Below are 15,061 nucleotides of genomic sequence, written 5' to 3'. Positions count from 1 at the left end.
GGTTTATCGATGAACCGGGAGGTCCCCGGCCGTCACGATCGGCGCATGACGAAAACGACGAAGAAAAGGCGGGAATGGCTCGCGCCGGCGGGACTGCTCGTGCTCAGTGCCGTACCGGTGGCGGCCGGGGCGTTCCGCCTCACCCAGTTGACCGGGGGCGCGGCCGTCACGGCGGAGAACGCGCGATTCTTCGCGTCGCCGATTCCGGTGGCGTTGCACATCGTCGGCGCCACCCTCTACTGCGTGCTGGGCGCTTTCCAGTTCGTCCCCGGATTCCGCCGCCGCAGATCCGGCTGGCACCGCGCCGCCGGACGGCTGCTGATCCCGTGCGGGCTCATCGCCGCGTTATCAGGGCTGTGGATGACGCTGTTCTATCCCCGCCCGCCGGGTGACGGCGATCTCCTCGCCGCGTTCCGGCTGCTGTTCGGGACGGCCATGGTGGCGTGCATCCTCCTCGGCCTGGCCGCGATCCGGCGGCGGGACATCACCCGCCACCGCGCCTGGATGATCCGCGGCTACGCGATCGGCCAGGGCGCGGGCACACAGGCCGTGACCCAGCTCCCGCTGATCCTGCTCGCCGGCGCGCCCATCGAGACCACCCGGGCGCTCCTCCTGGCCGCCGCCTGGGTGATCAACCTGGCGGTCGCGGAATGGATCATCAGAAGGCCGCGCACCCGCGTCAGGTCCTGACCCGGTTCGTCTCGTACGCCCACATGGCGATCTCGACCCGATTGCGGGCCCCGAGCTTCGCCATGAGGCTGGCGATGTGCGTCTTGACCGTGCTGAGCGAGATGTACAGCTCGTCGGCGATCTCCCCGTTCGTACGGCCCCGCGCCACGGCGACCAGAATCTGCTCCTCGCGGTCCGTGAGCGCCTCGATCGGCCGCGCCGAGGACGGGGGAGGGCCGGCGCGGGCGAAGGCGCCGAGCAGGCGGGCGGTGATGCTCGGCGCGATCAGCGCGTCGCCGCCGGCGGCGGCCCGGACGGCCTGGGCCAGCAGGTCCGCCCCCGCGTTCTTGAGCAGGAAGCCCCGGGCGCCGGCGCGCAGGGCGGCGTAGACGTACTCGTCGAGGTCGAACGTGGTGATGACGACGACGGCGAGCGGGTCCTCGACGGTCGGGCCGGCGAGGGCGCGGGTGGCCTCGATGCCGTCCATGCCGGGCATGCGGATGTCGAACAGGCACACGTCGGGCCGCAGCCGCCGCGCCAACTCCACGGCCCGCCTGCCGTCGTCGGCCGCCCCGACCACCTCGATGCCCGGCTGGGCGTCCAGGATCATCACCAGCCCGGTCCGGACGATCTCCTGGTCGTCGGCCACGATCACCCGGATGTTCATGCCGCCGTCCGCGGCAGCACGGCGGTGACGGTCCAGCCGCGATCGGCGTCGGGCCCGGCCACGCAGGTGCCGCCGAGCAGGTCGGCACGTTCGATCATGCCGATGAGGCCGTAGCCGGGCGAGGCGGCCGGGCGCATGGCGCTGCTCTCACCGTCGTCGCTGACCCGCAGGCGTACGGACGTGTCGTCGGCGGTGACGCGGACCTCGATGCGGGTGGCGTGCCGGGCGTGCCGCCGGGCGTTGGTGACCGACTCCTGGGCCAGGCGGTAGATCGCGGCCTGGATCGACGGCGGGAGGTCGCCGACGTCGCCCGAGATCTCCACCTCGACGGGCGGGCCGGAGCGGCCGTGGCGGGCGAGGTCGTTCAGGTCGGCGATGCGCCGCGCGGGCGTCAGGTCGGCCGGCTGGTCCCGGCGCAGGGCGCGGACCATGGTCTGCATCTCCGCGAGCGCGCGCGAGGCCTCCTCCTCGATCACCCGGAGCGCGTCGGTCGCGGCGTCCGGGCGCAGCGCCGCGGTGGCCAGGCCCGCCTGGGCGCGGATCGCCATCGCCGAGACGTGGTGGGCGACGGTGTCGTGCAGGTCGCGGGCCAGCTGTTCGCGTTCGAGCAGCTTGACCCTGTCGAGTTCGCGCATCCTCGCCCCGGACCGGTAGCGGAACGCCACCCCGAGGGCGACGGACACGGCCAGGACGGCGCTCCCGCCGATCACGTCGGCCCAGACCGTGAAATTGGCGGCCATCGTCCACACGGCCGCGGCCACGACGATGGTGAGCCCGATCACCACCTCGCGGCCGGCCCCCCAGCGCACCAGCGCGTGCACCAGGATGAGCAGGAAGACCATGGTGTGCGTCTCCAGCGCGTTGCCGCCCACGATCAGGTGGGCCACGCCGTTGACGCCGAACGCGATCACGATCATGAGGAGCGGCATGGTCCTGCGCCACAGCAGGGTGACCGTCAGCCCTGCGGTGAGGAGCACGGAGACCGCCGGCCACGGAAGGTCCCTGCGCAGGAACCCTTCGAGGACGGCGACCGGCACGAGCACGCCCACGAGCGCCCAGTCCCGCCAGACCCGCGGCGGCGGGCTGAGCGGACGAGGCTCGTCCCATAAAGAGCGAATCAGGCCGAGCACCAAATCATGGTACGAGAGCCCGCATCACTCCGTATCAGCCCAAAGTACGAGAGCCGGTCCTGGCGTACCAGGAGACGGTGGTGCCGTTGCCGAAGGACTGGGAGCGGGTGGGGGTGAAGAGGGTGGGCTGGAAGGCTCCCGTGAACGCGGAGACGCCGTCACCGGCGATCACCGGATAGTGCTTGACGATCAGTTCGTCGATGTGGGGGAGGAGCGCCCCGGCGAGCATGCCGCCGCCGCACAGCCAGATGTCCGGGCCGTCCTCCTTCTTGAGTTCCTGGACGAGCCCGCCCGGGTCGGCCCGGACCACCTCGACCCGCGGGTCGTCGATCTCGGGGAGCGAGGTCGAGACGATGTACTGCCTCAAGTGCTGGTACGGGCTTGTGACGCCGAGGTCCAGAGCCGGCTGGTAGGTGCCCTTGCCCATCACGACCGTGTCGAAATGCCGGTTCGGCGCGTCGATCCCGAGCTGGGATCGCATGTGGGTGGGGACGGTTTCGGGATACTCCGCAGTTATCCACGACGTTATGTCGGGATAGAAGTCGAACTCGCCGCGAGGTCCGGCGATGTAGCCGTCGATGCTGACGCCGACGTAGTAGACCAGATTTCGCATGCTGACCATCCTGAATGAAGTACTCTGTCTGTAGTGATTTGAACGTAGTACTACATCTGGAGTGGTGTCAACGTGATTCGGCAGAACCCGGCGCGGCGCGCGGCGCTGCTCGACGCCGCCATCGAGGTGCTGGCACGGGAAGGGGCGCGTGGCCTCACCTTCCGGGCCGTGGACGCCCAGGCGGCCGTCCCCGGCGGCACGACCTCCAACTACTTCGCGAACCGGGACGGCCTGCTCACGCAGGCCGGAGCGCGCATCTACGAACACCTGACACCCGACGCGCCGACCATGGCCGCGAGTCTCACCGGGCCGCGCGACCGCAAACGGGTGGCCGGACTCATGCACGACCTGGTCGGTCGCATCGCCGGCTACCGCACCGGCTACCTCGCCCTGCTGGAGCTCCGCCTGGAGGCCACCCGCCGCCCCGGCCTGCGCGCCGTCCTCACCGAGCAGATCAAGGCGAACATCGACGAGAACGTCGCCTACCACCTGGAGTCGGGCCTGCCCGGCGACGCCTCGGCGGTCCTGCTGCTCTACCTGGCCATGAGCTGGCTGATCGTCGAACAGCTCACCCTGCCGGATGTCTTCACCGAAACCCAGCTGCAAGAGCTGGTGGAGCTGGCGGTCGCCCGCCTCATCCCGGAAACGGAAGAGTAGCTCGTATCTGCGCAGGTCAACATGGGTATGCGCCTATTGCGACGTCTCATGGGTGAACGACACATAGGAGTGATCACATGTTCCGGGAACTGCGCAAGGGCATGCTCTGCGGGGTGATGGCCACCATGGCCCACAGTGCCGTCATGATGGCCGGCCGCCAGATGGGCCTGATGCGGGATCAACCGCCAAAACTTATTACCCGCGCCCTGCTGCCCGGCTCCCGGCACCGCCCCAAACCCGGCGAGAACCTGTTCGCCACGCTGGGCCACTTCGGCTTCGGCACCGCCGCCGGAGCCGCGTACGCCATGCTCGCCCGCGGCCACCAGACCCCACCCTCGGTGGGTACGGCCTACGGCCTGGCGATCTGGCTCGCCAGCTACGAAGGCTGGGTGCCCAGACTCGGCATCCTCCCGCCGGTCTCCCGGGAGCACCAGCCGGGCCGCCAGGTCGTCATGGCCGCGTGCCACATCGCGTACGGCGCGACCCTCGCGTACAGCCTCAACCGCCTCAACGCCCGCAAACCGGCCGGGATGAAACGACCCAAGCAGGTGCCCACCCGGCCCGCGCCCATGCCCGTGGGCGCCACCCAGAACGGCATGGCCCGGCAATGGCAGCGGTGATGTGGTGAATTGTCCGCTGACTACGATCCGTCCATGGGAGTACACGAGCTTCGGCTGGTCGTGACCGCGGATGACTACGAGCGGGCGCTGCGGTTCTATCGGGACGTTCTGGGCTTGCCGGAGCTGGCCGACTTCTCCTCCGAGGAGGGAAAGGTACGGCTGCTGGACGCGGGCCGGGCGACCCTGGAACTGATCGACGCCAGGCAGGCCGCGTTCATCGATCGGGTCGAGGTCGGCAGGCGGGTGGCCGGGCACATCCGGGTGGCCTTCGAGGTGGACGACACGATGCGGGTCACCGCGGAGCTGGCCGAGGCGGGGGCGCAGGTGATCGCGGCGCCCACGCGTACGCCGTGGGACTCGCTGAACGCGCGGCTGGAGGGAGAGGCGGGCTTGCAGCTCACCTTGTTCGAAGAACTGGGTGAATAGCCGGATCCGGAGTCACCAGCCCTCAGCCCAGACGGGTGCCTCGGCTGGGTTGGGGGTGAGGTCGGCCAGGTCGTGGGTCCACGTTTCCGTCCAGACTCGCCGGCGTTGTTCGTGGACGGTGACGGCGCCCTGGCGGGTGGCCATGAGCAGATGGCCGTTGTGGTCCCAGTCGGCCCAGGTCGCGTCGGCGAGTGGGGTGATCTGCCCGTCACGGTCCTTCCGGAAATATCGCGTCTGTACGCCCTCGATGCCGTGACGCTGGAAGTCGACCCCGGTGTGGGCGAGGATGAGGGACGTCCCGTGACCGGTCGGACTGGTCCGCTGGATCAGTACTGCCGAATCGCGCTCGTCCGGGTCCAGGGGGATCTCCAGGGCCTCGCGGAGGGGCCGCCAGCCGCGTTTGAGCTCGTTCTGGATGTCCCGGCGGATCCAGTTGGTGTGCATGACCTCGATGGAGGCCTTGTTGGGGTAGCGGCCGTGGAACGGCTGGTCGTTCATCGCCCCGCTGATGGTGAGATTGCCGTCCCGGGCGAAACGGCAGCCGATGGTGTACGTGCCGTACGTCTGCCAGGCGACCAGGGCGGTGAGCCACGGCAACCGCGAGACGGCGAAGTACGTCCGCCACGGCGGCTCGCCGGTACCAAGCGCGAAATAACCGAAATATCGGCCGTCGGGGGATATATCGCAGCGGCGGGGATACAACGTCCCGCCGAACCACGCGCCCGGCTCGATTGTTCTCGTCTGCAGGTCCCACCGGAGCAGGTGCCACCAGTTGCTCGGACCTCGGCGAATGATCAACGCTGTCGGGGCGTGGATCGCGACCAGAACATAGAGGCGGGGCGGAGCGGACAAATCAAGTCCTTCCGATAAACGGCCATGTCACCGGGTTGCTTACCGCAAAAATCTGGCGCCAAGGGCGGTTTCGCCATCGTATGGGGCCTGTCTGGCCCCATGGGAGAGGACGGCGCAGGTATCTGACGCCGAGATGAAGCGGATTGCGGGGGATGGCGCAACCCGACCTGGTCACGAGCCCCAAGCTGTCGGCGGGACCCGCGATCACGCCATGGCCTGGCGGACCGGGCTGAGCTTCTTCGGGGCGGGTGGGTGGGGGGAAAGAAGGGCCGTGGACTCGGGAGAGCCCACGGCCCGGGGAGTTCAGGAGTCAGGGGTCAGGGGTCAGGAGTCAGGGGTAGGAGACGACCTTGGACGGGATGGTGGCGGTGCCGAAGGCCGGCGCGCCGGTGTCGTTGATGACGCGGTTGATGCGGCCGTTGCCGCCCAGGGAGACCGCGAGCAGGCTGTGGAACTTCACGTTCGGCTTGATCGGGACCTCGAAGACGCGGTCCACCTCGATGGTCGGGTCGACGTTGAAGTAGCAGTAGGAGCCCATGCCCCAGCCCTCGTGCACGTTCACGTTCGGGCCGACCTTGTAGGCCGCCCAGCCCTTGACCGTGCCGTTCATGTAGGACGCCTGGTTGGGCGGGTCGTAGGCCTTCTCGTTCTGGAAGAAGATGGTGCGGCCACGCTCGCCGTACCACTCGACGTCGTACTTGCGGTAGTGCTCGACGAACAGGCCGGTGGCCAGGACGTCGTCGCCGTTGACGATGAGGCCGGTCTCGGCGGTGTTGACGTTCCAGCCGATGCCCTCGCCGTGGTCGCCGCGCCAGAGCCAGGTGTGGTCGATGATCACGTCATCGCTGTTGATCACGACGCTGGTGGTGGCGTTGCCGGCGAAGGCGCCGCCGATGCGGACGAACACGTCCTGCAGGGTGGTCGGGTTGGCCGCGTGGTCGGCGCTGGAGCTGGCGGGCCCGACCTCGATCAGCACGTCGGACTTCTGCGGGCCCGCGTCGATGAGGAAGCCGGCCAGCTTGACGCCGTCCACGTCGGCGACCTTGATCGCGGTGGCCGCGTTCTCGGGGATGATCGTCGCCAGGCCGAGGCCGAGCACGATGGTGTTCGCCCGGTTGATGTTGATCGGGGCGTTGATGCGGTAGATGCCCGGGGTGAGGAGCAGGTTGAGGCCCTGGGCGAGCGCCGCGTTGATGGTGGCCGCGGTGTCCGTGGGCTTGGCCACGTAGAAGTCCGTCAGCGGGAGCGAACTGCCGGCCGTGGGACCGTTGGCCCAGCTGTGGCCGCGCGCGTTGGTCCGCAGGGCCGGGACGAAGACGCGGTAGTTGCCGCCGCCGTCCACGTACAGGTACGGCTTCTCCCGGGCGATCGGGGTGTTCTGCAGCGTGGTGTACACCGGCTCGGGGAAGGAGTTGGCCGGGGCGCCGACGACGCCGGAGAAGACCATGTTCCAGACGCCGTTGACCCAGCCGCCGATGGTGCTCTCACGGGTGTACCACTGCTGCTGGGAGTACGGGCCGACCGAGCCGTCGATCTTGCTGTCCGCGATGTAGCCGCCGCTGGCCCAGCCGTACCCGGTGGGGGCGAGGTTGAGGTTGCCGCGGATGTGCATGCGGCGGAAGGGCGCGGCCTGGGAGACGGCCCAGCGGTTCTCGCCGCCGGTGGGCTGCACGGCCAGGTTCTCGGTGGAGCGCCAGAAGTTCTGGGTGGCGTTGCCGTTGAACCAGCCGGCGTCCACGGTCACGCCGCCGTTGATGACGACGTCGCCGGGGTTCTGGCCGAGGCCGACGATGGAGGTGTAGAAGCCGACCTTGGCGTTGACGTTGTAGCTGCCGGGCTTGAACAGGAACGCGTGCCGTCCGGTGCCGAACTGCGCGGACTCCTGCTGGGTGAAGACGGTGTCGAGGGCGGCCTGGATGCTCGCGCTGGACATCGAGGGGTCGATCACGTGCACGTTGGGGCCGAGGTCGCCGCCGCCGGGGATGTTCGGGTCGGGGGGCCCGGTGGTGGTGCGCACCGCGAACTCCCAGAGGGAGTAGCCGTAGCCGGTGCCGCGGGCGGTGCCGTACACGCGGACGTAGCGGCCGGAGCCGCTGACCGCGTGGGTCTGCACGCCGCCGGTCGCGCCGGTGACGGTCTTCAGCGTGGTCCACGGGCCGTCGGGGCCGCCGGAGACCTGGAGCTGGAAGGCGCTGGCGTAGGCGGCCTCCCACCGCAGGTCGATGGAGCAGACGGTCTGCGTGGAGCCGAGGTCGACCCTGATCCACTGCGGGTCGGCGGCGAGGCTGGACCAGCGGGTGCCGGTGTTGCCGTCCACCGCGGCGGAGGCGGGGAAGCCCGCGCCCTGGAGGGAGGAGGCGGCGGCGGGCTTGTTCAGCGCGGCGTTGGTGGCCGGGCAGGGGTCACCGGGGTTGCCGCCCACCTCGCCGTACACCTGGAACTCGAAGAGGGAGTAGCCCCAGGGGGTGGCGCGGGTGATGCCGAGCATGCGGACGTACCGGGCGCTGCCGGTGAGGGTCACGTTGTCGACCCCGCCGTCGCCGCCGGTGACCGAGGCCAGGTCGGTCCAGGGACCGCCGGGGGCGGCCGCACCCTGGATCTTGTACGCGCTGCCGTACGCGGCCTCCCAGGTGAGCACCGCGCGGGTCAGGGTGACGGTGCTGCCCAGGTCCACCTGGAGCCACTGGTCATTGGTGGCCAGGCTGGACCAGCGGGAGCCCGCGACCCCGTCGACCGCGTTTCCGGCGACGAAGGCGCCTTCCACGGAGGAGGAGGTGGCGGGTTTGCCCTGGGAGATCAGGGTGTCGGCGTAGGCGGCGGTGGGGGTGAGGTTGATGAGCGCCGCCACCACCGCGGACGCGGTGAATAATGCGGCGATTCTTCGGGACAGACCTCTCATGCGTGTCTCCACTGCGGAAGCGGGGGGTGAAGGTCCAACAGACGCAGACTTACGACATGCCGTAAATCAACACCTTATTTCGATCCTTGATTTAACTTAGGCGGCACATGGTCGTCAAGGGGCCGACTCATGGTTACCCTGTGTGGTGTTGACTCCCTGACCGAGAAATGACGCTCTTATGGCCGAAGAATCGAACGGCATCGACACCACCCGCCCCAGCGTGTCCCGTGTGTATGACTTTCTGCTGGGTGGCAAGGACAACTTCGCGATCGATCGCCAGGTCGCGCAGATGGTCCTGAAAATCGCGCCCGACGCGCCCGATGCCGCGTTCGCCAACCGGGGCTTCCTGCGCCGCGTGATCCACCACCTGACGGCGGAGGCGGGGGTGCGCCAGTTCCTGGACATCGGCTCGGGGCTGCCCACCCAGGGCAACGTGCACGAGGTGGCCCAGGCGGTGGACCCGGAGGCCCGGGTGGTCTACGTGGACCACGACCCGATCGTGCTGGCCCACGGCCGCGCGCTGCTGGCCACCAACGACACCACCACGGTGATCGAGGCCGACATCCGGGACCCGCGCTCGATCCTGGACCACCCGGACACCAAGCGCCTGATCGACTTCAGCCGGCCCGTGGGCCTGCTGCTCTTCTCGATCCTGCACCACATCAACGACGACGAGGACCCGGAGGGCCTGGCCGCCCAGTTCCGCGACGTCCTCGCGCCGGGCAGCTTCATGGCCATCTCGCACTTCCAGAACCCCGGCGACGCCCATCCGGAGGCCGCCGCGCACGCCGCCAACGCCGAGATCCTCTTCAACGAGAACCTGGGCACCGGCCGCTGGCGCACCAAGGAGGAGATCCTGGCCTACTTCGGCGACATGGAGGTGCTCGAACCCGGCCTCGTGCCGCTGGCCGAATGGCGGGCGGAGCCGGACGCGTACATCTTCTCCGGGATCACCTACCACACCTACGTCGGCGGGCTGGCCCGCAAGGCATGACCGACCTCCTGCCCGCGCTGATGTCCGCCGCCGAACGTTTCAGCATCGCCGGGCGGGAGCTCTACCTGGACTTCCTGCCGAACCTGCGCGCCTGGCACCCGATCACCGACCTGGTCGGCAAGGTACGGCTCGGCATGTGGTTCACCCTCCCCGACGGGCGGGAGATGGTCTTCGAGGTGATCCTCCGGCCGGACCGCGACGGGACGTGGACGATCGGCGGCGGGATCACCCTGGAGGACGACAGCCTGTTACAGCTCCCGGAGGCCGAGACCGCCGAACCGGCCGGCCTCCTGGAGCGGTACGCGGACGATCTGCTCCAGCCCGCCCGCTGGCACCTGGACCAGGCCGTTCAGAGCGCGTGCAGCCCCTGAATGACCTCGCGCAGGATGCGTTCCTCCGGCATGTGCGCCACCGTGGCGGGCGGTCTGGCCGCGATCAGGCGCTGCTCGCGCAGATCCCCGAGCAGCACCCGTACGACGTTCAGGGACAGGCCCACGTCGGAGGCGATGTCCGCCACCGAGGCCGGCGTCTGGCAGGCCCGCAGGATGCGCAGCTGCTCCGGCGGCAGCCCGGTGACCGGGCCCGAGGGCAGCGCTCTGATGATCGTCACCAGGTCGAAGTCGGGCCCGGCGGGGCGGGCCCGGCCCCGGGTGAGCGTGTAGGGCCGCAGCAGCGGGCGTTCCTCGGTCACGGCTTCTCCCCGCGCAGCTGGGGAGCCAGGCTGGCCTGCCGTACGCGGCGGGGCAGGTTGTCGGTGGGACCGGAGCCGGGCACGGGGGTGAGGGCGGGCTGCTGCGGGATGAGCCGCTCGACCGAGTACGCCTCGGGGGTGTTCTCGACCACGAGCTCCATCGGCAGCAGGGCGATCGCGGTGGTGCCGCCGTACGGGGAGGGGCGGAGCGAGACGCGGATGCCGTGGCGCTGGGCGAGGCGGCCGACCACGAACAGGCCGAGCCGGTCGCTGTCGGCCAGGTCGAACTCGGGCGGGTTGGCCAGCCGTTCGTTGAGGTGGGCCAGCTCCTCGGCGCCGATGCCGAGCCCCCGGTCCTCCACCTCGATCACGAACCCGCGGGCCACGACCTCGCCCCGGACGAAGACCTGGGTGTTGGGCGGGGAGAAGATGGTGGCGTTCTCCACCAGCTCGGCCACCAGGTGGATGACGTCGGTGACGGCGGGGCCGAGCAGCGCGGCCTCCTGCGGCACCGAGACCAGCACCCGCAGGTAGTCCTCGACCTCCTCGACGGCGGCGCGGGCCACGTCGTAGAGGGAGACGGGGTCGCGCCAGCCGCGTCCGGGCACGGCCCCGGACAGGATGATCAGGCCCTCCGCGTGCCGTCGCATGCGGGTGGTGAGGTGGTCGATGCCGAACAGCTGCTCCACCACGGCCGGGTCGCTGACCTGCCGTTCCAGCGTGTCGAGCTGGTCCAGCTGCCGGTGCAGCAGCGACTGGCTGCGGCGGGCCAGGTTGAGGAAGACCATGCCGACGCCCTTGCGCAGCTGGGCCTGGCTGACGGCGGCCTCGACGGCGGTGCGCTGCACGGAGGCGAACGCCTCGGTGACGTCGTCCACCTCGGTGGTGTTGCGCACCACCGCCAGCGGCGGCGTCTCGGCGGCCACGTCGACGTCCTCGCCGTTCCTGAGCCGCCGGACCACGTCGGGCAGCCGCCGGTGGGCCAGGTCGAGCGCGGCGTGCCGCAGCCCGGCCAGTTCGGCGGCCAGCCTGCGGGCGAACCGGAACGAGAAGAACACGGTGACCACGACGGCGACCAGGCCGAGCACGGTCAGCAGCGCGACCCGCCAGAGCACGCCCTCGGCCAGCGGCGCCGCCCGCGCGGTGATCCTTGCGGCGATCTCGCCGCCGAGCCGGTCCAGCGTCACCGAGACGGTCTCCGCCGTGGCCTGCCAGCGGGCGGCCTCGATCGGCAGCACCTTGCCCGGCCGGACCACCTCGGTGACCCCCTTCTCCAGGGCCAGGTAGTCGGCGTAGACCGGCGAGGCGTTCAGCACCACGTACGGCTGGCGCAGTTCGTTGTCGAGCTGGCTGGTGCCCAGCTGGTAGAGGAGCCGCCGCTGGCCCACCATCTCGGCGAAGGAGGCCCGCTCGTTCTCCGACATCTTGCCGGCGCCGATGGTCCCCGCCAGCAGCGCGGACTGCTGACTGACGATCTCGCGCGCCCGCCCGACCAGGATGATCGCCTTGGTCTGCCCGACCAGGTCGAGGTCGGGGGAGATCATCAGCCGGTCGTAGACCTGGAAGCCGACCTCGGCGATGGAGCTGTACTCCTCCAGCGCGTCCAGCCGGGAGATCTCCCGGTTCCGTACCTGCGCCCGGACCGCGTCCAGCCGGCCGAGCTGGCGTAACAGCTCCTGCACGCGCTCCCGCATGGCCGGCGGGGTGTCGTCCTCCGCCATGGCCGCGTGCGCCTCCAGCGCCTCCGCGGCGGTGTCGGTCTGCTCGTGCTGGCTGTCCATGTCGGCGTGGAAGCTGTTGGTGGAGCCCAGGTAGGAGAGCGACCGCAGGCGTTCGTTCTGCAGCTCGGTCAGCACGATCCGGGCGGGGGCCACCACGTGCTCGTAGACCCGGCCGATCTGGACGTACTCCAGCCCGGTCTGCACGCTCAGGGCGGCGGCGAAACCCCAGATGACGGTCAAGGCGCTGACCGGGAGAAGCAGGATGGCGAAGATCTTGACGCGGACGGAACGTTTGCGGCCAGCCATACGAACCTCGTAAGAGGGGTGTCACATTGCGTTAATAGTGACGAAACACTAGCAATGAGTGTGCTGTGCCACTAGGTGGCTTTCTTAACGATACGACTCCTAATCGCAGTAGGAGGTGCATTGATTGTCAGATTGTAAGACAATCAGTTCATGCGTATCGTCGCCGCCGCCGTCCTCTGGGGGACCGCGGGAACCGCCGGAACCTTCGCGGCCGCCGGATCCGTCTCGCTGGCCGCCGCCCGCCTCGTGATCGGCGGGGCCGTCCTCGCCCTGCTCTTCGTGCGTACCCGTGCCCTCAGCCGGGACCTGCTGTTCGGCGCCGCGTGCGTCGCGGCCTACCAGCTCTGCTTCTTCGCGGCCGTGGACCGGACCGGCGTGGCCATCGGCACCGTGGTGGCCATCGGCAGCGGCCCGATCTTCACCGGGCTGCTCTCCTGGACGCTGGACCGGACCGCGCCGTCCGGCCGCTGGCTGGCCGCCACCGTGGCGGCCGTGGCCGGCTGCGCGGTGCTGGTGCTCGGCGGCGGGGACGGGGGCGCCGAGCCCGGCGGCGTCGCGCTGGCCCTGCTCGGCGGCCTGCTCTACGCCACGTACGCGGTGACCGCCGCCCGCGCCATCGACCGCGGCGTCGGCTCCGACACCGTGATGGGCACCATGTTCGGCGGCGCGGCCGTCCTGATGCTCCCCGTACTGCTGCTGTCCGGCGCGGATTTCCTGGCCACGCCGTCCGGCCTGCTCACCGCTCTCTACCTGGGCGCCGCCACCACCGCCCTCGCCTACGTCCTGTACGGCCGGGGCCTGCGCACCACCCCCGTCGCCACCGCCGCCACCCTGGCCCTGGCCGAACCGGCGGTCGCCGCCCTGCTGGGCGTGGCCGTGCTGAGCGAGCGTCTGGCCCCGCTCTCCTGGGCCGGGCTGGCCCTGCTGGCGGCCGGCCTGATCGTGGCGGCGCTCCCGGAACGCCGCGTCCCCCTAGGCTCGGCAGCGTGAAGCTGCGCCCAGTCTCCACCGTCCAGGCTCTCGCCGACGCCCTGCGCACGCGGGTGCTGTCCGGCGACATCCCGCCCGGCACGCCCTTCCCCGAGCAGGAGATCTCGGACACCTACGGGGTGGCCAGGCCCACGGTCCGCGAGGCCCTCGCCGTGCTCGTGCACGAGGGCCTGCTCCGCCGCGAGCGCAACCGCAGCGCGTACGTCCCGGAGATCACCGCCGCGGACCTGGCCGACCTGATGTACGTCCGCGCCCCCCTTGAGGAGCTGATGGCCGAGGCCCTGGCCGGCTACGTCATCCCCGAGGCCGAGGCCGCGCTGGCCCGGCTGGAGGCGCTCCCCGCCGAGGAACCGTGGGCCGGCGTGGTGGCCGAGCACATGGCCTTCCACCTGGCGCTGATCGTCGCGGTCGGCAGCCCCCGCCTGGAGCGCCTCTACGCCACCCTCGCCGCCGAGACCCGCCTCGGCCTGGTACGGCTCCGCGAGTTCTACCACGAACGCGCCGAACTGGTCGCCGAGCACCGTGACCTGCTGGCCGCGATCGAACGCGGACCGGCCGAGGCGGCCCGGCGCGCGGTACGGGAGCACCTGGAATGGCGCAGTTGACCCTATATAGCCCCGTGTTGGGTCCGTCTCTTGCCGGGAACGCCCGGGAGTCGTCAGAATCGCGGCCATGCACGGCAATTCAGTGCCAGAGCCGGGCACGGATTCGCGCGTGCCGGATTCATACGTATATGTCACCGAAGAGGGTGTGACGCGCCATTACTCCGACGGCAGCGTGGAAGCGCTCGCCTGGGAGGACGTGGTGGAGGTCCGGGTCGGCGGAGCCGACGACACGGATGTCCTGATCGTCCTGCTCGATCGGGAGGGCGAGGGCTGCGTCGTGCCCCGGTCGGCGACGGACGCCACCTTCCTGGCGCGGCTGCGCTATCTGCCGGATTTCGATCTCGACCGGCTGAGCTCCGCGGTCGAGACCGCCCACTCCGGATATGTCGTCGTATGGCGGAGCCCGGAGCCGCCGTCGCCGCTGCCGGATCTGGAATACGACTAACCGCCGAATACGACTAACCGCCGTGCCGTCCCGCTCCCGAACGGAACCGCTCGACGCCCTCGAGACCGGCCCGGAGCGAGTCCACGCCGTACGCGAACTCGGCGGCCAGCGACTCGGACTCCAGGGCCGACAGGCGGTCGTTGCGCATGCACACCTGGGGGAGGGCGGCCAGTTCGGCGGCCAGGGCCTCGGCCTGCTCGCGGGCGGTACCGCTGGGCACCACCCGGGAGGCCAGGCCGATGTCCAGGGCCTCCTGGGCCGCGACCGCCCGGCCGGTCAGGATCAGGTCGAGGGCGCGGCCGGTGCCGATCAGGCGCGGCAGCCGTACGGTGCCGCCGTCGATGAGGGGCACGCCCCAGCGGCGGCAGAACACGCCGAACGTGGCGTCCTCGGCGGCCACCCGCAGATCGCACCAGAGCGCGAGTTCCAGGCCGCCGGCCACCGCGTACCCCTCCACGGCGGCGATCACCGGCTTGGACAGGCGCATCCGGGTCGGGCCCATCGGGCCGTCGCCGTCCTCGCTCACGTGGTTGCCGCGCTCGGTGCCCATCGCGTGCAGGTCCGCGCCCGAGCAGAAGGTGCCGCCCGCGCCCCACAGCACCGCGACCGACGCGTCGTCGTCGGTATCGAAAGTCCGAAACGCCTGAGCGAGGGCCGCCGCCGTCGGGCCGTCCACCGCGTTGCGGACCTCGGGGCGGTCGAGAATCACGGTCGTCACGGATCCGCGCCGCTCAGAGCGCACTGTCGTGGTCGTCACGCCTATGAACCTAGTTTGG

At 70.3% G+C, this 15,061-nt stretch carries 17 protein-coding genes; 9 read left to right on the top strand and 8 right to left on the bottom strand.

The window, feature by feature from the left end:
* Positions 1 to 45: 45 nt before the first annotated feature.
* Positions 46 to 690 carry a DUF2306 domain-containing protein gene (locus Aph01nite_RS03460; RefSeq protein WP_204039243.1) on the top strand — a complete coding sequence of 215 codons (645 nt, stop codon included), beginning with the start codon at positions 46 to 48 and terminating at the stop codon, positions 688 to 690.
* Here Aph01nite_RS03460 and Aph01nite_RS03455 read toward each other — a convergent pair.
* From Aph01nite_RS03455 to Aph01nite_RS03445, 3 genes are read right to left on the bottom strand one after another with little or no spacing between them, the layout of a single operon-like run.
* A complete protein-coding gene (locus Aph01nite_RS03455; protein ID WP_204039242.1) occupies positions 680 to 1,336 on the bottom strand; it encodes a response regulator in 657 nt (218 codons plus the stop codon). The two genes, Aph01nite_RS03460 and Aph01nite_RS03455, sit on opposite strands and share 11 nt — an antisense overlap.
* On the bottom strand, positions 1,333 to 2,466 hold the full coding sequence (locus Aph01nite_RS03450; RefSeq protein ID WP_204039241.1) for a sensor histidine kinase: 1,134 nt from the start codon (positions 2,464 to 2,466) through the stop codon (positions 1,333 to 1,335). Before Aph01nite_RS03450 ends, Aph01nite_RS03455 begins: the two co-directional genes overlap by 4 nt.
* A gap of 34 nt (positions 2,467 to 2,500) precedes the next feature.
* Positions 2,501 to 3,079 carry a dihydrofolate reductase family protein gene (locus Aph01nite_RS03445; protein WP_204039240.1) on the bottom strand — a complete coding sequence of 193 codons (579 nt, stop codon included), beginning with the start codon at positions 3,077 to 3,079 and terminating at the stop codon, positions 2,501 to 2,503.
* A gap of 75 nt (positions 3,080 to 3,154) precedes the next feature.
* Between Aph01nite_RS03445 and Aph01nite_RS03440 the strand changes: the two genes are divergently transcribed.
* From Aph01nite_RS03440 to Aph01nite_RS03430, 3 genes are all read left to right on the top strand, one after another.
* Positions 3,155 to 3,736, top strand: a complete 582-nt coding sequence (locus Aph01nite_RS03440) for a TetR/AcrR family transcriptional regulator (protein WP_204039361.1) — start codon at positions 3,155 to 3,157, stop codon at positions 3,734 to 3,736.
* A 77-nt stretch (positions 3,737 to 3,813) separates the two neighbouring features.
* Complete coding sequence (locus Aph01nite_RS03435) at positions 3,814 to 4,356, top strand: DUF6789 family protein (RefSeq protein ID WP_204039239.1); 543 nt, start codon at positions 3,814 to 3,816, stop codon at positions 4,354 to 4,356.
* Between the two features lie 33 nt (positions 4,357 to 4,389).
* Entirely contained in the window at positions 4,390 to 4,782 is a 393-nt protein-coding gene (locus Aph01nite_RS03430; RefSeq protein WP_204039238.1) for a VOC family protein, read from the top strand.
* Between the two features lie 12 nt (positions 4,783 to 4,794).
* Here the strand turns inward: Aph01nite_RS03430 and Aph01nite_RS03425 are convergent, their stop codons facing one another.
* Together Aph01nite_RS03425 and Aph01nite_RS03420 are read right to left on the bottom strand one after the other, a co-directional pair.
* Positions 4,795 to 5,634 (bottom strand): hypothetical protein, encoded by an 840-nt coding sequence (locus tag Aph01nite_RS03425; RefSeq protein WP_204039237.1) that lies wholly within the window; start codon positions 5,632 to 5,634, stop codon positions 4,795 to 4,797.
* A 331-nt stretch (positions 5,635 to 5,965) separates the two neighbouring features.
* Positions 5,966 to 8,533 carry a discoidin domain-containing protein gene (locus tag Aph01nite_RS03420; RefSeq protein ID WP_204039236.1) on the bottom strand — a complete coding sequence of 856 codons (2,568 nt, stop codon included), beginning with the start codon at positions 8,531 to 8,533 and terminating at the stop codon, positions 5,966 to 5,968.
* Between the two features lie 178 nt (positions 8,534 to 8,711).
* On the opposite strand from Aph01nite_RS03420, the gene Aph01nite_RS03415 reads away from it, so the two are divergent.
* A complete protein-coding gene (locus Aph01nite_RS03415) occupies positions 8,712 to 9,527 on the top strand; it encodes an SAM-dependent methyltransferase (protein WP_204039235.1) in 816 nt (271 codons plus the stop codon).
* Complete coding sequence (locus tag Aph01nite_RS03410; RefSeq protein ID WP_204039234.1) at positions 9,524 to 9,898, top strand: hypothetical protein; 375 nt, start codon at positions 9,524 to 9,526, stop codon at positions 9,896 to 9,898. The genes Aph01nite_RS03415 and Aph01nite_RS03410 overlap by 4 nt, the downstream gene beginning before the upstream one ends.
* On the opposite strand, the gene Aph01nite_RS03405 is transcribed toward Aph01nite_RS03410, so the two are convergent.
* Positions 9,877 to 10,218: a DUF742 domain-containing protein gene (locus tag Aph01nite_RS03405; RefSeq protein ID WP_204039233.1), complete on the bottom strand. Its 342-nt coding sequence runs from the start codon at positions 10,216 to 10,218 to the stop codon at positions 9,877 to 9,879. The genes Aph01nite_RS03410 and Aph01nite_RS03405 overlap by 22 nt on opposite strands.
* On the bottom strand, positions 10,215 to 12,245 hold the full coding sequence (locus Aph01nite_RS03400) for a sensor histidine kinase (RefSeq protein ID WP_204039232.1): 2,031 nt from the start codon (positions 12,243 to 12,245) through the stop codon (positions 10,215 to 10,217). The genes Aph01nite_RS03405 and Aph01nite_RS03400 overlap by 4 nt, the downstream gene beginning before the upstream one ends.
* Before the next feature lie 150 nt (positions 12,246 to 12,395).
* Between Aph01nite_RS03400 and Aph01nite_RS03395 the strand changes: the two genes are divergently transcribed.
* The 3 genes from Aph01nite_RS03395 (at position 12,396) to Aph01nite_RS03385 (ending at position 14,285) form a co-directional block, all read left to right on the top strand.
* Complete coding sequence (locus Aph01nite_RS03395) at positions 12,396 to 13,235, top strand: EamA family transporter (RefSeq protein WP_204039231.1); 840 nt, start codon at positions 12,396 to 12,398, stop codon at positions 13,233 to 13,235.
* Positions 13,232 to 13,840 (top strand): GntR family transcriptional regulator, encoded by a 609-nt coding sequence (locus Aph01nite_RS03390; protein ID WP_239161370.1) that lies wholly within the window; start codon positions 13,232 to 13,234, stop codon positions 13,838 to 13,840. The genes Aph01nite_RS03395 and Aph01nite_RS03390 overlap by 4 nt, the downstream gene beginning before the upstream one ends.
* A gap of 145 nt (positions 13,841 to 13,985) precedes the next feature.
* Positions 13,986 to 14,285, top strand: a complete 300-nt coding sequence (locus Aph01nite_RS03385; protein ID WP_239161369.1) for a hypothetical protein — start codon at positions 13,986 to 13,988, stop codon at positions 14,283 to 14,285.
* Positions 14,286 to 14,298: 13 nt separating this feature from the next.
* Here Aph01nite_RS03385 and Aph01nite_RS03380 read toward each other — a convergent pair whose 3' ends face one another.
* The gene (locus Aph01nite_RS03380) at positions 14,299 to 15,042 is read right to left on the bottom strand and encodes a crotonase/enoyl-CoA hydratase family protein (protein ID WP_204039229.1); all 744 of its coding nucleotides are present in this window, start codon (positions 15,040 to 15,042) and stop codon (positions 14,299 to 14,301) included.
* Between the last annotated feature and the right edge of the window lie 19 nt (positions 15,043 to 15,061).

The sequence above is a fragment of the Acrocarpospora phusangensis genome, assembly GCF_016862995.1.
Classification (GTDB): domain Bacteria; phylum Actinomycetota; class Actinomycetes; order Streptosporangiales; family Streptosporangiaceae; genus Acrocarpospora; species Acrocarpospora phusangensis.
The sequence above is the reverse complement of the archived record's forward strand: the minus strand, read 5'-3'. Positions and strand labels throughout refer to the sequence as shown.